Source organism: Cedecea neteri, assembly GCF_000757825.1.
In the GTDB taxonomy this organism is placed as follows: Bacteria; Pseudomonadota; Gammaproteobacteria; order Enterobacterales; family Enterobacteriaceae; genus Cedecea; species Cedecea selenatireducens.
Window position 1 is genome coordinate 529,879 of sequence record NZ_CP009451.1, and the last position, 17,494, is coordinate 547,372.

Sequence of the window (17,494 nt, forward strand, 5' to 3'; positions counted from 1 at the left end):
ATGAAAAGATTATTGCCTACGTCCACCGCCGGCAGCCTGCCTAAACCATCCTGGCTGGCTCAGCCTGAAACGCTGTGGTCGCCGTGGAAACTGCAGGATCAGGAATTAATTGAGGGTAAACAGGACGCCCTGCGCCTGTCGCTGCACGAACAACAGCTGGCCGATATCGATATCGTCAGCGACGGCGAGCAGACTCGTCAGCACTTCGTCACCACCTTCATCGAGCACCTGGACGGCGTGGATTTTGAGAAGCGCGAAACCGTGCGTATTCGTAACCGCTACGATGCCAGCGTCCCGACCGTTGTCGGCGCCGTGGCTCGCCAGAAGCCGGTATTTGTGGAAGACGCTAAGTATCTTCGCAAGCTGACCAAACAGCCGATCAAGTGGGCGCTGCCTGGGCCGATGACCATGATCGACACGCTGTATGACAACCACTACAAAAGCCGTGAAAAGCTGGCCTGGGAATTCGCCAAGATCCTGAACCAGGAGGCGAAAGAGCTGGAAGCCGCCGGGGTGGACATCATTCAGTTCGATGAGCCAGCCTTCAACGTGTTCTTCGACGAAGTTAACGAGTGGGGCATTGCCACGCTGGAACGCGCCATCGAAGGTCTGAAGTGCGAAACCGCCGTGCACATCTGCTACGGCTACGGCATCAAAGCCAACACCGACTGGAAAAAGACGCTGGGCTCCGAGTGGCGTCAGTACGAAGAGGCGTTTCCAAAGCTGCAGACTTCGAACATCGATATCATCTCGCTGGAGTGCCACAACTCTCACGTGCCGATGGATCTGCTCGAGCTGATCCGTGGCAAGAAAGTGATGGTTGGCGCTATCGACGTGGCAAACCACGCCATTGAGACGCCGGAAGAAGTCGCCAACACGCTGCGTAAAGCGCTGCAGTTCGTCGATGCCGAAAATCTCTACCCTTCCACCAACTGCGGCATGGCTCCGCTGCCGCGTCAGGTAGCCAGAGGCAAACTACACGCGCTAAGCGCAGGGGCCGAGATCGTTCGCAGAGAGATTCTGGGTAAATAACCGGAAGTTTATGTTGTCAGCCTGGCGGTTGAAAAATCGCCAGGCTTTTTTCGCCCTGCCAGCGCCCTATCCCGTCAATGCCCGCCCTGGCAAGTGATTTAATGCTCCAATACGCAACCCATCAAACTATTCAGACATGTATTATTAATCTGCTAACATGCAGCATTACTTGTATAAATATATTATAAATTAGCCGAGCAAATATTTTAAATATGTTGCATTCTATATTCCACGTTTCATCTTTGAGATTTAAAAAACCAGCCCACACCAAAATAAGATAAATATCACTCTTATTTTGTTCATGTCAGCACAAAAAATCAGCCAAAAATAATTTAACCCTACAAGACTGCCGTCAAGGCCATTAACGCTACAAATCCGCATAAAATAGCCTCTGTGTTTTATAAGGAATATATTCCCACATCAAAAATAGTGGTTTTGACAAAAAAACAGTACCACTCTAACTTTCTAACTCACTCAGCAATTCTCTCGCCTTTTAGGTTTGCTCTGCCGGCTATTTAATTAGCTGGCTTTTAATGAGGAGTAGAAATATGGCCTGGACCTTTTATCTAACAATAACGAATGCCACGGACAGGGTGCTTGAAGTCGACAGTAGTTCTATCGAATGGGGAACCTGGTACCGGAACTCCGTAGATGGCCGGGGCCCCATTAGCATTGAACCTAACGCTACCGTTCAGGCCCTGGGTATCCGTGCGGCCAGGGGAACATGGACGGGGTATGAATGCCACGCGCAATGGAAAGACAAAGTACCTCCCGGGCAAAAAGGCTATGGCGCAGTTTCTCTCATGATCGATGTTCCTTTTAGCGGCTCTAACGACTCAAGCCTGGTTGCAGGCGGAGCCCTGACCGCAAGCGGATGGACGGATTTACCCGGCGGAGGCCATGACTTTAGTCGTTCTATAACGATCCGAGCCGGGCGAGACAAGAAATTGTTGATACTGGATGAAGGAGTAATCCCGGTGAAAGTACAAAAGACTGATGCTGTCGAGGAAGAATATCGTACCTGGCTGCTTGAGCTGGCGGCAAAAAACCCGGACGTTCGCAACTGGAGCGACGTCGAGAAAGATTTACAGGCCATTGATGATTTCAACCCGCTGCAGTACATCCCTGACGGACCTTACCTGACGAAGCGACTGCTGGCTCGCTCAGAGCCTCTGGTGGTAGAACCCGCGCTTTGGGAAGGTATTGGCGATGTGGATTACCCCACGCCCTATGCGCAAGACCTGTTTATCGACGAATATTTTGCCGTGGCAATTTACAGCGTGGGAAATAACCCACGTACCTTTATTAACGTTCCTGCTGGATCAACACGCAGCACCAGTGAGAAAGTTACGGTCACTTCAGCCATTAAAAATGTTCTGACCGTCAACTGGTCACTCAAGACTTCTCTTTCCGAAAAAGCCGCAGACCCTATTACAGGATCAGAAGTGGCTTCCAGTATGGATATGGAATTCGGCGTGACCAATGTGCTGGAAGTAAGCCGTGAATCCGTAACCGAAAAAATCGTAGAAGAGTCCTTCACCGCGCCGCCAGACAGCGATGTACTGATTGTTCCCTGGGTATTTAGTACAGCGGTAGTGATTTATCGCCGCACTAAAAAAGGTAACGTCAGCCTGGTCGCCGTCTCCGAATGGGCGCAAATGCAATTCTTTAAAAGCTACAGAGTACAAACACTGTTTAAACTTGAATCTGGAGATGCGTCATGAAAACACTCGTTATGGCAATACTCACCGCTATTCTATTCCAGGGCATGGCCCTGGCGGATACGCAAAACCCGGCACCCGGAGCTTTGCCTGCTAATGAAAAACCACCTCTTGTTCAGACAGACGACGAACATAAAGCCAGCAAGGCAAATGCCGATCGTAATGAATGCTGGTCAGCCAGAAATTGTAGCGGCAAGATCCTTAATAATAAGGATGCGCATAACTGCAAAAACTCCGGGGGTAAATCCTGGCGGGGTAAAAACTCCAGCCAATGCACTAATCTTTAATTTATAGATACCGAAGAAACTATCCTGTCTTTAGATATTATGGACAGGATAGTTTTGGCGAGTGATATAGCTTCATTCATCTACTGATGAATCCAGATACCGCTCAGATTTCAAGTGCAGCAACGATCGCAGCTTCCATTTTCTCCGGAGTCGTAAGCGGTGCAAAACGCTTGAGCGGCTTCCCGTCACGCCCAATCAGGAACTTGGTGAAGTTCCACTTGATTCGTCCCCCCAACACGCCCGGCAATTCATTTTTCAGATAACGAAACACCGGATGCGCTGCGGTTCCGTTGACCTCGACTTTTGCAAACATCGGGAAGCTAACACCGTAGTTAATATGGCAGGTCCGCGCGATGTCATCGGCGTCGCCGGGTTCCTGCTTACCAAACTGATTACAGGGGAAACCAAACACCACCAGCCCCTGCGCGGCGTACTTCTTATAGAGCGCTTCAAGGCCCGCGTATTGCGGCGTAAAGCCACACTGGCTGGCGGTGTTCACCACCAGAACCAGCTTGCCCGCATAATCAGACATGGAAATCTGTTGGCCGGTGAGGCTGGTGGCCGTCAGTTGATGAAAAGGGTTCATGTTGGAGTCCTTAGAGCTTGTCGACATTGCCACGCAGCGCGGGCCGTAATTCTTCTATCGCTAACTTAGCAACGCACAATGCGGTGGGGTTATTGTTTTCACTTTCAAGTGACCACACCGCAGACAGTCCGCACCAGGCAATGATCCATTTGAGCAGACGTTCCCTGTCCAATTTTGCCATCTCGCTAACGTTACGCAACCTGCGCCTGAATATCTCCGGAACAGTAGCGACTTCCGGTACGGGATTATCAAGATCCGGATTAGTAAAAATATTAGCAAAATCGAATCCCCGCTCCCCTATGACTCCTTTAGGATCGATCGCCAGCCAGCCCGAGGATGCAAAATCAAGCACATTGCCGTGGTGTAAATCACCATGCAAGGCCACAACATCCTGTGGAGAGGTGAGCAGTTCTTGCGAGATATCTGAACAAAATGCCAGCAAGCCGTCCCGCTGCTGCGCCACTGCTTTTAGCGGAGAAAACCAATCATCCAGCGAAGGCAACTGGGGCAAAGGCTTTTGCCGAACGCGATGCAGCCTGTTTGCCGTGGCACATAAAATACGGCAAGCTTCGAGATCCTGACCTTCTCTGGACATTATGGCTAATGACGCGGGGCCTGTGGCCCGGCCGAGGAGAATGGCTTCATTTTCATGGGCAATAACCTGTGCTGCACCATCACCTTCCCACCATACCATCAGTGAGTTACCCGCTTGTTCATCCCGGTCATCCGTAACTTTCAGCATGGCTTCTATACCATGAGCTGCGGTTTTAACCAGAACTAACTGTGACGTATGAGTTTTAAAAGGAGTACCGTCCGGAATAAGATCCCAGCGATTTATCCAAGAGGTTAATTTGTCTTTATCCATGATTCGTCCTTTTATCGCTCACTGCGCAACTTTGACGGTTTAGTGTTTATTGTCCGACAGGACGAGGAAACCACCAAACTTCGTATTAATGGGTTAACCATAACCTGATGCCTTCTGAGTTACGTTTGATTTGCCCTCTTCCTACCAGGGCTTTCGCGCTCTGACAGTTAGTGTCTAATTAAATTTGAAGTCAAATCTTAAAGAGAAAGATTTACTTATATACGAGTTATTTTAACTTAAGCTTCTTTTTAAGTTCAGGTTTGTAATAGAATGATAATGGGATGACTGAGCAAGTGTTACCATCTCCAACCGCTAAAACGTGTCGTTGAAAATAGCCCGTACCATTACTACCACCTTCGTCATCAATCTTAAAAGCTGTAAAGTCTTCTGCATATTTTACAAGTTCATCTTTTGTCATTCCTGTTTCAAATAAGCCACTCGATAATTCTAGTGATGTTTCAACCTCAAAATATCTTGCGCATCGTAAGGTCAATAATTTCCCATTATTTAATTCACCACCAATAATAAAGTGAAATTTAGCGCGCGGGTCGTTCAGAAATGCCTTCGCTGCGTTATCAAGACCTTGCTTACCAAGTAAAAACTTCTTGTATTCATCTTTGAAATGATCGAGTGTTTTTTTGAATTCAATTATAAAATATTTACTATCCTTACCAACAACCGCATCAGAAATAGACTCTGTAGGCCCTGCCAAAGGAGATACAAGGTTAAGCGCACAGTCTCTAAAGGCTCTTAAGATGAAAGTATACTCGACATGCTTTTCCCACCATGATACTTCTTTAATTGCGTTATCACTCATTACACGCTCCTTATTAAATTGTAAAACTGTATTTACCATGCCAAACTATAGTGCAGTTTAAATCCCTAAATAATGATACGGCTTGAAACTTCTGATTCAAATTACAGTTACTTTAACCGACGGTGAATTATGCCATTTCACTCGACTTAACGATTCACTTTTTGATCTACTAATATTAAGACTCATCCCATGGCCTCCCCGCAATCCGAGCCTTAAGCAGCTCGATAAACTTCTGCGCCCTTGGACTTCTTTCTGCCTGTGAGGCGCCGCTCAGCGCCACGATGTCGGCATCCGGCAGCGTATATTCCGGCAGCAGTCTCACCAGCTCGCCGCGGTGAATTTGCGGCAGCACGTCCCACTCGGAGCGCATGATGATTCCCCTGCCCGCCAGCGCCCACTCTTTTACCACCCGTCCCTCATTGCTTGCCAGCTTTGGCGAAATACGCTGCGGGCAGTCCCCTTGTGGACCGGAGAAACGCCACAGCGTGACGTCTTCGCTGTTTTCCCGCAGCGCAATACAGTCGTGATCTACAAGCTGTTCCGGCGTCAGCGGCGTACCTTTTCGGTTCAGGTATTCCGGGGAAGCGCAGATAAAGCGTTGGTTCGGCGCAAGCTTAATGCAGTGCATACTTGAGTCGCGCAGCTCACCGATGAAAATCACCAGATCCCATTTGTGCAGCGTCGCCCAGTGCGGGTCATCGGACAGCGTCAGCTCTATTTCGAGGTTTTCATGCTGCGCGGCATATTCCCCCAGCAGTGGAGCAATATAATCGTTGCCAAACCCCAGCGGAGCCAGCACGCGCAGTTTGCCTCTTACCTGCTGCCGCCTGTCGTCCAGCGTCGACTGCAGGCCAGCCAGCTCGGCAAGAATTTTCTCCGCCCGGCTTAGCAGCAGCGAGCCTTCATCGGTGAGCGATACCTGCCGCGAGGGGCGCAGAATAAGATCGACGCCAAGCTTGCGCTCCAGCCCGCGAAGCCGCTGGGTGACCGAGGGTGGCGTGACGTTCAGCGCCCTTGCGGCGGCGGCCAGCGTGCTGTGGGTGGCGATGGTGCGGAAGAAAGAGAGATCGTCGCTGCTTATCATTAACTTGAAACCTAATCATTCATTGCTTTTATATTAATTTATACCTAATCAGCCGGATGGCAACATGGCCTTTCCCACGACAGGAGACACCCTATGCCCGCTAACTGGATGACCACCCTTGATACCCCTTTTTTGCTGATCGAGAAAAGCAAATACCTGCGCAATATTGAGCGGCTTTACTCCCGCATTCACGCCTTAGGAAGCGTGGTCCGGCCGCATCTGAAAACGCTGCGCTCTATTGAGGCCGCCAGCTATCTGCTTGCACAAGGCGATTCTCCGTCCACGGTTTCGACGCTTGCCGAGGCTGAGGCATTTGCCGCCGCGGGCTACACCAATCTGCTCTACGCCGTCGGCATCGCCCCCCATAAACTTGCTCGCGTTGCGGCGCTGATGGCTAAAGGCGTGAACCTGCATATTCTGCTCGACAGCGAGCCGCAGGCCGACGCCATAGCCGCATTTGGCAAAGAGCATGGCCTCAAATTTTCGGTATTTATTGAAGTTGACTGCGACGGTCATCGCGGCGGTTTGCCGCCGCACAGCGACGAACTTTTGACGCTGGCCCGCCTAATTGAGGCAAGTGGTTCAACGCTGACCGGGCTGCTGGCTCACGCCGGGGAATCCTATAGCTGCCGCACCGACGAAGCTATTTTAGCCGCCGCCAGAGCCGAATGCGCCGCGATCAAAACCGCCGGTGACCGCCTACGAGCACACGGTTACGCCTGCCCGATATTAAGCGTTGGCGCGACGCCGACCGCACACTTTGCGGACGATCTTTCCGGCATAACCGAAGTCAGAGCCGGGGTGTTTACCACCTTCGACCTGGTGATGAAAAACGTCGGCGTCTGCCGCCTGGAGGATATTGCGATTAGCATCGTCACCACGGTTATCGGGCACAATAAAGAAAAAGGCTGGGTATTTATCGATGCCGGATGGATGGCGCTTTCCCGTGACAGGGGTACGGCAGGCCAAAGCCAGGACTACGGCTATGGGCTGGTGTGCAGCCTGAGCGGCGATCACTACGAAAACCTGCTGGTTACCACCACCAACCAGGAACACGGGATTATTGCCCTGCCGCCAAACGCTGCCTTTACCGTCGAGAATTTCCCCGTCGGCAGCCGGGTACGTATTCTGCCCAACCACGCGTGTGCCACCGCCGCTATGCATCTGCAATATCAGGTTTTGAGCGACGATGGTCAGGGGCACGAGGTCTGGCAGCGGATCGTCGGCTGGTAAAGTGACGGCAGGCCATTGACAATGCGATGGCCTGCGCACTTTTTAATCACACGTGGTAGGATAGAAAACATTCATTGAAAGGTTGATCATCATGTCTTTTATCGATTACGCAATGAAGCTCCTCGCCGGGGGGTCGTCAACAGCTACGGTAACCTGCCCTGTATGCGGCTTTAAATCTACGCAACCCGTTCAAAAATTCGTTTGAAGCAGGCCATGCTTTGCCCTGGATGTAAGTCCTTATTTGTCGCGCCTCGCTGATCTTCAGGCTCGTTTTATTACAAAATTCGTGTTCTATACTTAAAGATTGATACAGCAGCTGTAAAATCCCTGATGCCTCACGCCCATCCTGAGAGAACGTTTCTGAACTGATTTCGCAACTGCTCCTGCGCGTTTACGTCGCATCAGAGCAAACCTATGAAAATGAATCCTAAGGCGTGGCTTAGCCGCACCCGTGCCCAGCCACCAGCAGCCGGCCTCGTCCCGTTCCCGGCCAACGACCCTACGGTTGAATCCGAACTTTTTTCCACGCCGCAAATGGAGCGCTACGGGCAGAAGCTAGCCCGTTCACATAAGTTATCTCCTGACAGACAGCCTTACTACCTGCTTAAACGGCTTGGCGACAATGAGACAATCATTACGCAAAACTGCTATCTGCTAAATGCCGGGAAAAAAGCCAGCGTAATGCCCGCCGGAGAGTGGCTGCTGGACAATTACTATCTGATTGAGGAACAGATCCGCATCGTACGCCAGCATCTGCCGAATAACTTTGGTAAAGGGCTACCGGCGCTGGCTCCGCCGCATCATTGCCCGCGTATTTATGATATCGCCGCCGAAGCCATTGCCCACGGAGATGGGCGCTGGGACACAGCCAGCCTGACCGGCTATATCACTGCCTACCAGCAGGAAACGCCCCTTACGCTTGGAGAGATCTGGGCGTTACCCGGCATGCTTAGGCTGGCCTTAATTGAGAACCTCCGCCGGGTAAGTATCGATGTGGTAAAAGCCCAGCAGGAACGCAACCTGGCCGACAGTTGGGTAAGCAAAATCTTCGAGTGTGCAGAGAATGCTCCTGCGGACGTGATCATGGTTGTTGCCGACATGGCGCGTTCCCAGCCGCCGCTGAGCAGCGCCTTTGTCGCCGAGCTGGTACGTCGCCTGCAGGGACACGGCAATATGCTGGCGCTGCCCCTGAGCTGGATTGAGCAACGACTTGCCGCACAAGGTGTCACTCCCGATATTTTGATCCATAACTTTAATCAGCAGCTTGCCGCCAGTCAGCTCTCTGTCAGCAACAGTATTGCCGGTTTGCGTTTACTCAGCGAAACCAACTGGGAGGATTTTGCCGAGACCATGAGCATCGTGGAACAGACCCTGCGCCAGGATCCCGCCGCTATCTATCCCCTGATGCATTTTGATACCCGCGACAATTATCGCCATGTGGTTGAGATCCTCGCCAGGGATAGCCGTTTCAGCGAACAGGAAGTCGCTCAGCTTGTACTTGACCTGTCCCGCCAGGCTTCGGCCAACATGTCAGGCCATCATATTGGCTACTATCTGGTGGGTGAAGGCCGACAGCACCTTGAAAGACAACTGTCTGCAGATACCTCACTCCTCATCCGCCTACGGCATAGCTTCACCCAAATCCCTCTGCTTTCGTGGCTTGGCAGCCTGAGTTTATTGACCACCGCGGCGGTGGCCGAAATTTTGTACCAGACCTCAGAACAGGGAACAGGTTGGCTACTGATACCGCTGGCCGCACCGCTTATCGTCGCGGTAAGCCAGGTAATGAGTGACCTGCTCAGTGAAATGACTACCCGCTTTCGTACGCCCCGGCCGCTACCGCGAATGGATTATTCTGCCGGGATCCCTGCGGATTCGGCGACCATGGTCGTTATTCCCTGCCTGTTGACCAGTCGGCAAGGCATCAGCAAACTCGTGACCAGCCTGGAGGTTTGCCAGATCGGTAATCCCAGCGAAAACCTCTGCTTTGCCCTGTTGACCGACTTTGCAGATTCGACGCATGAAGACTCGCCGGAAAACGCAGCCTTCCTTGAGCTTGCTCGCTCACAGATAGCGGATCTCAACCGGCGCTATCCGGCCAGCCGCCCACGCTTTTATTTGCTTCACCGGGCGCCGGAGTGGAACCCGCAGCAAAAGGTGTGGATGGGCTATGAGCGCAAACGAGGCAAGCTGGCGTTGCTGAACAGTTGGTTACGCCACCCCGATGCACAATTCTCCAGCGTGGCCGGTATGCCTGCCCACCTGCTACCGGAGAGCGTCAAATATGTCATTACGCTGGACAGCGACACACTCCTGCCCCGTGACACGGCGCATAAGCTGGTCGCCACGATGAGTCACCCGCTGAACCGCCCGCAGTATGATCCTCAGCGCCAGCGGGTGGTTAAAGGCTACGGCATTTTACAACCAGGGCTGGCGGAAGAAATGCCTCGCAATGGCCAGGGGCGCTATGCCGCAATGTGCAGCAGCATACCGGGTAATAACCCTTATTCGATGATGTCATCAGATATCTACCAGGATCTGTTCGGGGAGGGTTCGTTCGTTGGCAAGGGCATTTACGACGTCGATATTTTTGTGCTAGCCACACAAAATACCTGCCCCGAAAATCTGGTACTCAGCCATGATTTACTGGAAGGCTGCTATGCCCGTTCGGGGCTGCTGAGCGAAGTGTTGCTGTATGAGCAGTATCCGAATAACTATCTGTCGGACGTCATGCGTCGTACCCGATGGATCCGCGGCGACTGGCAATTGCTGAACTGGCTGAAGCTCCATGTTAAAAAAGCGGATGGCACCCGCGATAAAAACCAATTATCCGCCCTCTCTTACTGGAAATTATTCGATAACCTGCGCCGCAGTCTGGTGGCCCCCTCGTTTCTGGCGTTGCTGTTTTGCACATTGTTATGGGTACCCAATCCTCTGTACTGGCTGGGCGTACTGGCGCTGGCGTGGCTACTGCCAACGGCATTGGTCGTTAGCCAGGATCTGATCGCCAAGCCGGCCCAACGATCTTTAAGCCGGCACCTGCTGCAGGTCGCAGGCGGAGCACAGAGGCGGCTTTCCCGTAGCGGCCTAAGTATCGTCACGCTGCCGCATGAGGCCGGGTACTCGCTGTACGCTATTGCAGTCACCCTGTGGCGGCTGGGGTTCAGCAAGCGTAATTTGAACCAATGGGCCAGTTTCAACCCGGACAATGAACCGTCAAAAATCTCCCCGATCCGCTTTTACCGTGCCATGTGGCTAAACCTGGCGAGCGGCGTGGCCTTAACGGTGCTGACGGCCCATTTTTCTCCCTCTCTCTCGGTCATCTCGCTGCCGCTCAGCATTGCCTGGTGTCTCGCGCCGCTGCTTCTGAGCTGGATGAGCCGGCAGCCTGTACGCCAGGCATTTTCAGCAAATAAAGAACAAACGCTGTTGCTACGTCAGACCAGTCGTGAAATCTGGGCCTTTTTTGAAACCTTCGCCACTGAGGAGGAAAACTGGCTGCCGCCGGACAACTATCAGGAAATTCCACAGCCGCAAGTAGCACACCGCACCTCACCCACCAATATTGGCCTCTCATTGCTGGCCAACCTTACCGCCTGGGATTTTGGTTATCTACCGTCCGGGGATGTTCTGCAGCGCATAACCCTTACCCTCGACTCGCTGGATAAGATGGAGCATTTTCGCGGCCATTTGTATAACTGGTATGACACCCAAACCCTTGCCCCGCTCAATCCTCGCTATGTTTCAAGCGTAGACAGCGGCAATATGGCAGGCCACTTACTGACCCTGCGTGAAGGACTCTCCGCCCTGCGCGATATGCCTGTATTAAATGCGTCACGGCTGCTGGCGGGGCTTGACGACACGCTAGGAATTCTTGAAAAACACTGGGGCCAGCATGCCCCAACTGAATTGAGACTACTGCGTAAGCACTGCCTGAGCGCGGCCTTACTGCCACCGGCGCGTCTGTTAGCCGAGCTTAAAAACATGCGCAGTCAAAGCAATCACCTGTCTGCGTCGTATCATCAGGACAACAAGCTGGTGCTCCGCTGGCTCGAACATTTAAAGCGCCAGCTCGTACAACACTGCCAGGAATGGTCACATCTTCTGGCCTGGTTACCGCAGAGTTATAGCGACCCTACGCTGCCGTCTCTGAACTGGCTTGCCCGTGCGAAATTTGCCGGTGAAGGCACGCCCCCCGCCTCGGCTATCGCCCTGGCACGTCTGCGGCTGGACATCATCACCGAGCTTGAACAGCGGCTGAGCGAGCATGCGCGAATGGACTTTACCTTCCTCTATAGCAAAGTCACCAATCAGCTCAGCATCGGCTACAACAGCGACGGTAATTCGCTGGATAAAAGCCAGTACGACCTGCTGCCATCTGAAATTCGCCTGACCAGTTTTGTTGCCATCGCCACTAACCAGCTCCCGCTTAAAAGCTGGTATGCGCTCGGGAGGCTATTCACCACCATTGATAACGATACCGCGTTGATGTCCTGGAGCGGCTCAATGTTTGAGTATCTGATGCCCAATCTGGTGATGCCGGCCTGGTCCGGCAGTCTGCTAGAAAAAATGAGCCAGTCGGCAGTGATGCGCCAGATCCACTGGGGAAAAGAGCGTGGCGTGCCCTGGGGCGTGTCAGAGTCCGGCTATCATGCATTTGATGTTCAACAAAACTATCAATATCAGGCATTTGGCGTTCCCGGCCTGGGCCTGCGTCGCGGGCTGGCAGACGATATGGTGATTGCCCCTTACGCCACGCTACTGGCGCTGATGGTTTCCCCGCAAAAAGCCTGCGAAAATCTGGCTGCACTGGAAAAAAACGGCGCCCGCGGAGAATACGGTTTCTATGAGGCGCTGGACTATACCGCGTCCCGGCTGGCAACCGGCCAGCTGTACGCCGTGGTGCAGTCATGGATGGCACACCACCAGGGTATGGCGTTTCAGGCGCTGGCTCACGTGCTGCTGGATGCCCCGATGGCGGACCGCTTTATGTCCAGTCCCGCCTTTCGCTCTGCCAGCCTTCTCCTCCAGGAGCGGGTACCGGATTCAGTCGATCTTTACAGCCCGCGCCGCCACTTTGAGTCCCACGAAGGCAGAGTGAAGCCTGTTCGCTATGAACCCCGCTGTTTCACCGCGGCTGAGGGCCCTGCGCCCGAGGTTCAGCTGTTATCCAACGGACATTATCACCTGATGATAACCCCCGCGGGAGGAGGCTACAGCCGTTGGAACGACATCGCCCTTACCCGCTGGCGTAGCGATAGCACAAGCGACTGCTGGGGAACGTTCTGTTATATCAGCGATCCGCAAACCGGCGAGATATGGAGTAACACCTGCCAGCCTAAGGACGAAGCATATGCCGGTGATGAAGCGATCTTTACCGATGCTGGCGCGGAATTTAAACGAACCCTCGGTACGCTTGGCGTCCGGACGCAGGTGGTTGTGTCACCCGAAGACAATATAGAATTAAGGAGGATCACGCTGCAGCATCGGGGGCGTCAGCCACGTACCCTGGAGCTGACGACCTACGCAGAAGTGGTATTGGCTCCTGCCGACAGCGACCTGGCACACCCTGCGTTCAGCAATCTGTTTATCCAAACGGAGCTGATTCCCGCGCAGGACGCCATTTTGTGCCATCGCAGACCGCGCTCTCAGAACGAAAAAAGCCCGGTCCTGTTCCACATGATGGTGGTGCATGGCGGCAGCCGCAAGAGCGCCTCGTTTGAAACCGACAGGGCAAAATTCCTCGGGCGCGGCAGGGATGCAGCCAATGCCCTGGCTGCCGAAGAAAACGGCCCTCTCAGCAACACCTCCGGGCCTGTACTTGATCCCATCCTGGCTATCCGGCAGTCCATCATTCTGCAGCCAGGGCAGCAGGTAACCGTTGATATCATCTACGGTATCAGCGAAAACCGTCAGCAAAGCCTGGCCCTCCTGGAAAAATATCGCGATCGCCGTATTGCGGACCGTGTTTTTGAGCTGGCGTGGTCCCACAGTCGGGTAGTATTACGGCAAATTAACGCCAACGAAGATGATGCCGCACTGTTTAACCGTCTTGCGAGCGCCGTGCTTTTCCCCTGCCCGGAACTGCGTGCTGACGGCCAGATCCTCTGCCGTAACCGACGCGGTCAGTCTGGCCTGTGGGGGTGGACAATTTCTGGCGATCTGCCGATTGTGTTGCTCAACGTCACCAGCGAGGAGAGTATTCTCTCCATCACCACGCTTATTCAGGCCCACCGCTACTGGCGACTAAAAGGACTGGCAGTAGACCTGGTTATTCTAAATGACGGCCCCGGTGGCTATCAGCAAGTGTTGCAAAATCAGATTATGGACCTGATTTATGCCGGGTCCGAAGCCAGCCTGCTCGATAAGTCGGGCGGTATTTTTGTCCGTAATGCCGAGCACCTTTCCGCAGAAGACAAGCTGCTGCTTATGAGCGTGGCACACCTGTATCTGGACGATCGCGCAGGCGAGCTTAACGAGCAGCTCGATCGCCGTATTCATATTGTTAAAACGGCCCCGAGGGCGTTTGTTCCGCATATGGCGCCCGGCGTGAATCAGCATACTCCATGGTCACCAGATACCAGCCAACTGCTTCATTTCAATGGGTTCGGTGGTTTTTCTCAGGATGGCCGGGAGTACCAAATTGTACTCAGGGAAAATTCGCCTACGCCCGCCCCCTGGTCCAACGTATTGGCAAACCGAGACTTTGGTAGCGTGCTGTCAGAGGCAGGGCAAGCCTACAGCTGGTATGAAAATGCGCATGAATATCGCCTGACCCCGTGGGAAAACGATCCCGTCAGCGACCGCAGCGGCGAAGCTTTTTATCTACGCGATGAAGAAACCGGCGCGTGCTGGTCACCGACCCCACTGCCGATACGCGGCCAGGGAGACTATCTGACCCGCCATGGTTTTGGCTACAGCGTATTTGCCCATCGCGAGAAAGGCATAGACAGTGAGCTCACGGTGCTGGTCGCCGGGCAGGCCCCGGTTAAGCTCGCAATCCTGACGCTCAGTAACAACTCAGGACGCACTCGTAAACTCTCCGTCACCGGTTATGTAGAGTGGACGTTAGGCGAGTCGCGCACCCGCTCCGCTCTTCATATCGTTACCCAGCCGACTGGCCTCGCGGGCGTTTGCGGCATCATGGCAAATAACTTTTACGGCGGTAATGGTGCAGAACGAACCGCATTTTTTGCCGTTACCGGCCCACACTGCTCGCTAACGGGCGATCGCCGCGAGTTTATTGGCCGCAATGGCTCCCTGAAAAATCCCGCCGCAATGCACATGCGCAGGCTGTCTGATAAAACCGGTGCCGGCCTGGATCCTTGCGGTGCGGTGCAATCTGCAGCGACGTTAATCGATGGCGATCAGAAGACATTTGTTTTCGTGCTGGGCATTGGCGAGGATCAAACGCAGGCCCGGGCGACACTCACCCGCTATTTGCATGAAGATACGGCCCGGGAAGAGCTGAACAACGTTCACCGATACTGGCACAATGTGCTCGATAAAATCGTTGTCCATACCCCGGACAGCGGCGTTAATTTACTGGTCAACGGCTGGTTGCTGTACCAGACCATAGCCTGTCGCCTGATGGCGCGCAGCGGTTACTACCAGTCAGGCGGCGCATTTGGTTTCCGCGATCAGTTGCAGGATACGTTGGCTCTGAGTCATGCTGCGCCGGAACGGCTGCGCGAACAAATCGTACTGTGTGCCTCGAGGCAGTTTATCGAGGGCGACGTCCAGCACTGGTGGCACCCTCCTCACGGCAACGGCGTTCGTACACGCTGTTCGGATGATTACCTCTGGCTCCCTTTGGCCGTCTGCCACTATGTGACAACCACGGGAGATAACGTCGTGCTGGAACAACGCATCCCTTATCTGGAAGGCCGCCAGCTCCAGCCTGGCGAAGAGTCCGTGTACGATAGGCCTGTGACCAGCACCTGCGAAGAAACGCTGTGGTTGCACTGCGTAAAAGCCATTAAGCACGGGCTGCGGTTTGGCCCGCATGGCCTGCCGCTAATGGGCGCAGGTGACTGGAATGACGGCATGAACCTGGTGGGCATTGAAGGCAGAGGTGAAAGCGTCTGGCTTGGGTTCTTCCTGTATGACATTTTACAGCGCTTCGCGGACCTTGCAGAGCAGCGTCGGGACGCTGATATTGCTTCACTGTGCCGCACGCAAGCGCTACGTTTGCAGCAACAGCTTGAGGCCACCGCCTGGGACGGAGAATGGTACCGGCGAGGATATTTTGACGAGGGCACCCCTCTTGGCTCTAAAGCCTCACAGGACTGCCGAATTGACGCTATCGCACAGAGCTGGTCGGTGCTGTCCGGAGCCGCCAGTCCGGCACGCAGCGAGCAAGCCATGCAGGCCCTGGACAAGTACCTTGTGGATGAAGATGCCGGGTTGATTAAACTGTTAACGCCGCCGTTCGACGGCCATGGGCCTAACCCTGGCTATATCCAGGGTTATCTGCCGGGCGTGAGGGAAAACGGCGGGCAATATACGCACGGAGCTATCTGGGCAGTTATGGCGTTTGCCAGAATGGGCAATGCAGAGCGAGCCTGGCGGCTGTGGTCGCTTATCAGTCCGATAAATCACACAGGAAACTCCGCCTCAGTCGGCATATATAAAGCGGAACCTTATGTAATGAGCGCGGATGTTTATAGCGTCAAGCCACATACAGGGCGGGCGGGATGGAGCTGGTATACCGGTTCCGCTGGCTGGGCATATCGGCTCCTTACGGAGGAGCTACTGGGGATTACATGTTACGCCACCACCTTTACTGTTCACGCTCGGCTGCCGCATCACTGGCCGTCTATTTTTATGAATTACCAATACAAATCAAGCAAGTATGAGATAACGATTACTCGAGATGGTGAAGGTTACCAGGTTGCCCTTGACGGTGTGACGCTGCCGGACGACAACATTCCGCTACTTGATGACGGGCAAAACCACCGGGTTGATATTATTCAGCGCTGAGGTGGAACTCAGCTACACGCATGGGCGGAAGTGAAGCGAAGCAGCTGTTCAAATGTTCATCGGCATTCTTTTATTGATTAGCCGCTATACCTCGCCCGCAGGTGAGTTAAGCCTCACCTGTTCCGTTGAAAGGTATAAAACCAGCAGCGCCTGCGCCTCGGCGAGCACCGCCTTACGCTCCTTTTCATTCTGAAGATTGGCCGCCGCCGCGCCTTTGAGCATTTGCAGAATCACAATAGTCATCAGGCCGGCTCGTTCGGCGGATAAACCAGGGATAACAATCTGGAGCGCGCTGGAAAACCCGCCACGCATGGCATCCCTGAACTGAAGTCGGGCCGCTTGATGCTCGCCGCGCTCTTCCACCAGCCTGAGGGCAAAGGTGCGCTGTGACTGAAGCGAGAGCACAAAGCGGGTGAACAGGTCTGCCGCCTTCGGAATTTCCACCCCGGTCACGCTGGCCTCCAGCACCTCCAGCCGGTCAATCACCTCACGGGTGTACTCCAGCAGCAGCGCATCGGCCAGCGACTCTTTGTTCGGGAAAAACCGATACAGCGAACCGATTGCCGTGCCGGAGCTGGCGGCGATTTCGGTCATAGTCACGGCATCAAAGCCCTTTTCGGCGAAGAGCCGGGTTGCCGCTTCGGTGATAGCCGCCACGCGAAGATGGCCACGCAGGCGTTTAGGCGGTGTGGGCGTTAAGAGAGCTGGTTTTGTCATAAAAGTATTTCGTTTCCATCCGCTAACATTTAATCGCATGCATCGATTGAGATATGCGAGGACATCCTCTAGAATCCTGAGTTATGCGAGGACTCCCTCGCATAATGTAACTTCCCATGAGTTTAAGCCACGGCTCTGGCGCGAGCCAGCTTAAACCGAATATTCTTCCG

10 protein-coding genes are annotated in these 17,494 nt (G+C 53.7%); 5 read left to right on the forward strand and 5 right to left on the reverse strand.

Features of this window, described 5'->3' with window-relative positions; translation table 11 throughout:
- The 3 genes from JT31_RS02380 to JT31_RS02390 all read left to right on the forward strand — a co-directional run bounded on the left by JT31_RS02380 (position 1) and on the right by JT31_RS02390 (position 3,040).
- Positions 1-1,032 (forward strand): methionine synthase, encoded by a 1,032-nt coding sequence (locus JT31_RS02380; RefSeq protein WP_038472952.1) that lies wholly within the window; start codon positions 1-3, stop codon positions 1,030-1,032.
- A 548-nt stretch (positions 1,033-1,580) separates the two neighbouring features.
- Positions 1,581-2,756 carry a hypothetical protein gene (locus JT31_RS02385; protein ID WP_038472954.1) on the forward strand — a complete coding sequence of 392 codons (1,176 nt, stop codon included), beginning with the start codon at positions 1,581-1,583 and terminating at the stop codon, positions 2,754-2,756.
- Positions 2,753-3,040: a hypothetical protein gene (locus JT31_RS02390; protein ID WP_038472956.1), complete on the forward strand. Its 288-nt coding sequence runs from the start codon at positions 2,753-2,755 to the stop codon at positions 3,038-3,040. The genes JT31_RS02385 and JT31_RS02390 overlap by 4 nt, the downstream gene beginning before the upstream one ends.
- A gap of 103 nt (positions 3,041-3,143) precedes the next feature.
- On the opposite strand, the gene JT31_RS02395 is transcribed toward JT31_RS02390, so the two are convergent.
- The 4 genes from JT31_RS02395 to JT31_RS02410 form a co-directional block, all read right to left on the reverse strand.
- The gene (locus JT31_RS02395) at positions 3,144-3,626 is read right to left on the reverse strand and encodes a glutathione peroxidase (protein WP_038472959.1); all 483 of its coding nucleotides are present in this window, start codon (positions 3,624-3,626) and stop codon (positions 3,144-3,146) included.
- Between the two features lie 10 nt (positions 3,627-3,636).
- On the reverse strand, positions 3,637-4,491 hold the full coding sequence (locus tag JT31_RS02400) for an aminoglycoside phosphotransferase family protein (RefSeq protein WP_038472962.1): 855 nt from the start codon (positions 4,489-4,491) through the stop codon (positions 3,637-3,639).
- A gap of 226 nt (positions 4,492-4,717) precedes the next feature.
- Positions 4,718-5,308, reverse strand: a complete 591-nt coding sequence (locus JT31_RS02405; protein ID WP_038472964.1) for a hypothetical protein — start codon at positions 5,306-5,308, stop codon at positions 4,718-4,720.
- A 175-nt stretch (positions 5,309-5,483) separates the two neighbouring features.
- Positions 5,484-6,392 (reverse strand): LysR family transcriptional regulator, encoded by a 909-nt coding sequence (locus tag JT31_RS02410; RefSeq protein WP_038472966.1) that lies wholly within the window; start codon positions 6,390-6,392, stop codon positions 5,484-5,486.
- A gap of 93 nt (positions 6,393-6,485) precedes the next feature.
- Here JT31_RS02410 and JT31_RS02415 point away from each other — a divergent pair, with 93 nt between their 5' ends.
- Together JT31_RS02415 and JT31_RS02420 are read left to right on the forward strand one after the other, a co-directional pair.
- Positions 6,486-7,625, forward strand: coding sequence for a DSD1 family PLP-dependent enzyme (locus JT31_RS02415; RefSeq protein ID WP_038472968.1), 1,140 nt, complete (start codon positions 6,486-6,488; stop codon positions 7,623-7,625).
- A 414-nt stretch (positions 7,626-8,039) separates the two neighbouring features.
- Positions 8,040-16,607 carry a GH36-type glycosyl hydrolase domain-containing protein gene (locus tag JT31_RS02420; RefSeq protein WP_038472971.1) on the forward strand — a complete coding sequence of 2,856 codons (8,568 nt, stop codon included), beginning with the start codon at positions 8,040-8,042 and terminating at the stop codon, positions 16,605-16,607.
- 84 nt (positions 16,608-16,691) lie between these two features.
- Here the strand turns inward: JT31_RS02420 and JT31_RS02425 are convergent, their stop codons facing one another.
- Positions 16,692-17,324 carry a TetR/AcrR family transcriptional regulator gene (locus tag JT31_RS02425; RefSeq protein ID WP_038472974.1) on the reverse strand — a complete coding sequence of 211 codons (633 nt, stop codon included), beginning with the start codon at positions 17,322-17,324 and terminating at the stop codon, positions 16,692-16,694.
- Positions 17,325-17,494 lie beyond the last annotated feature (170 nt).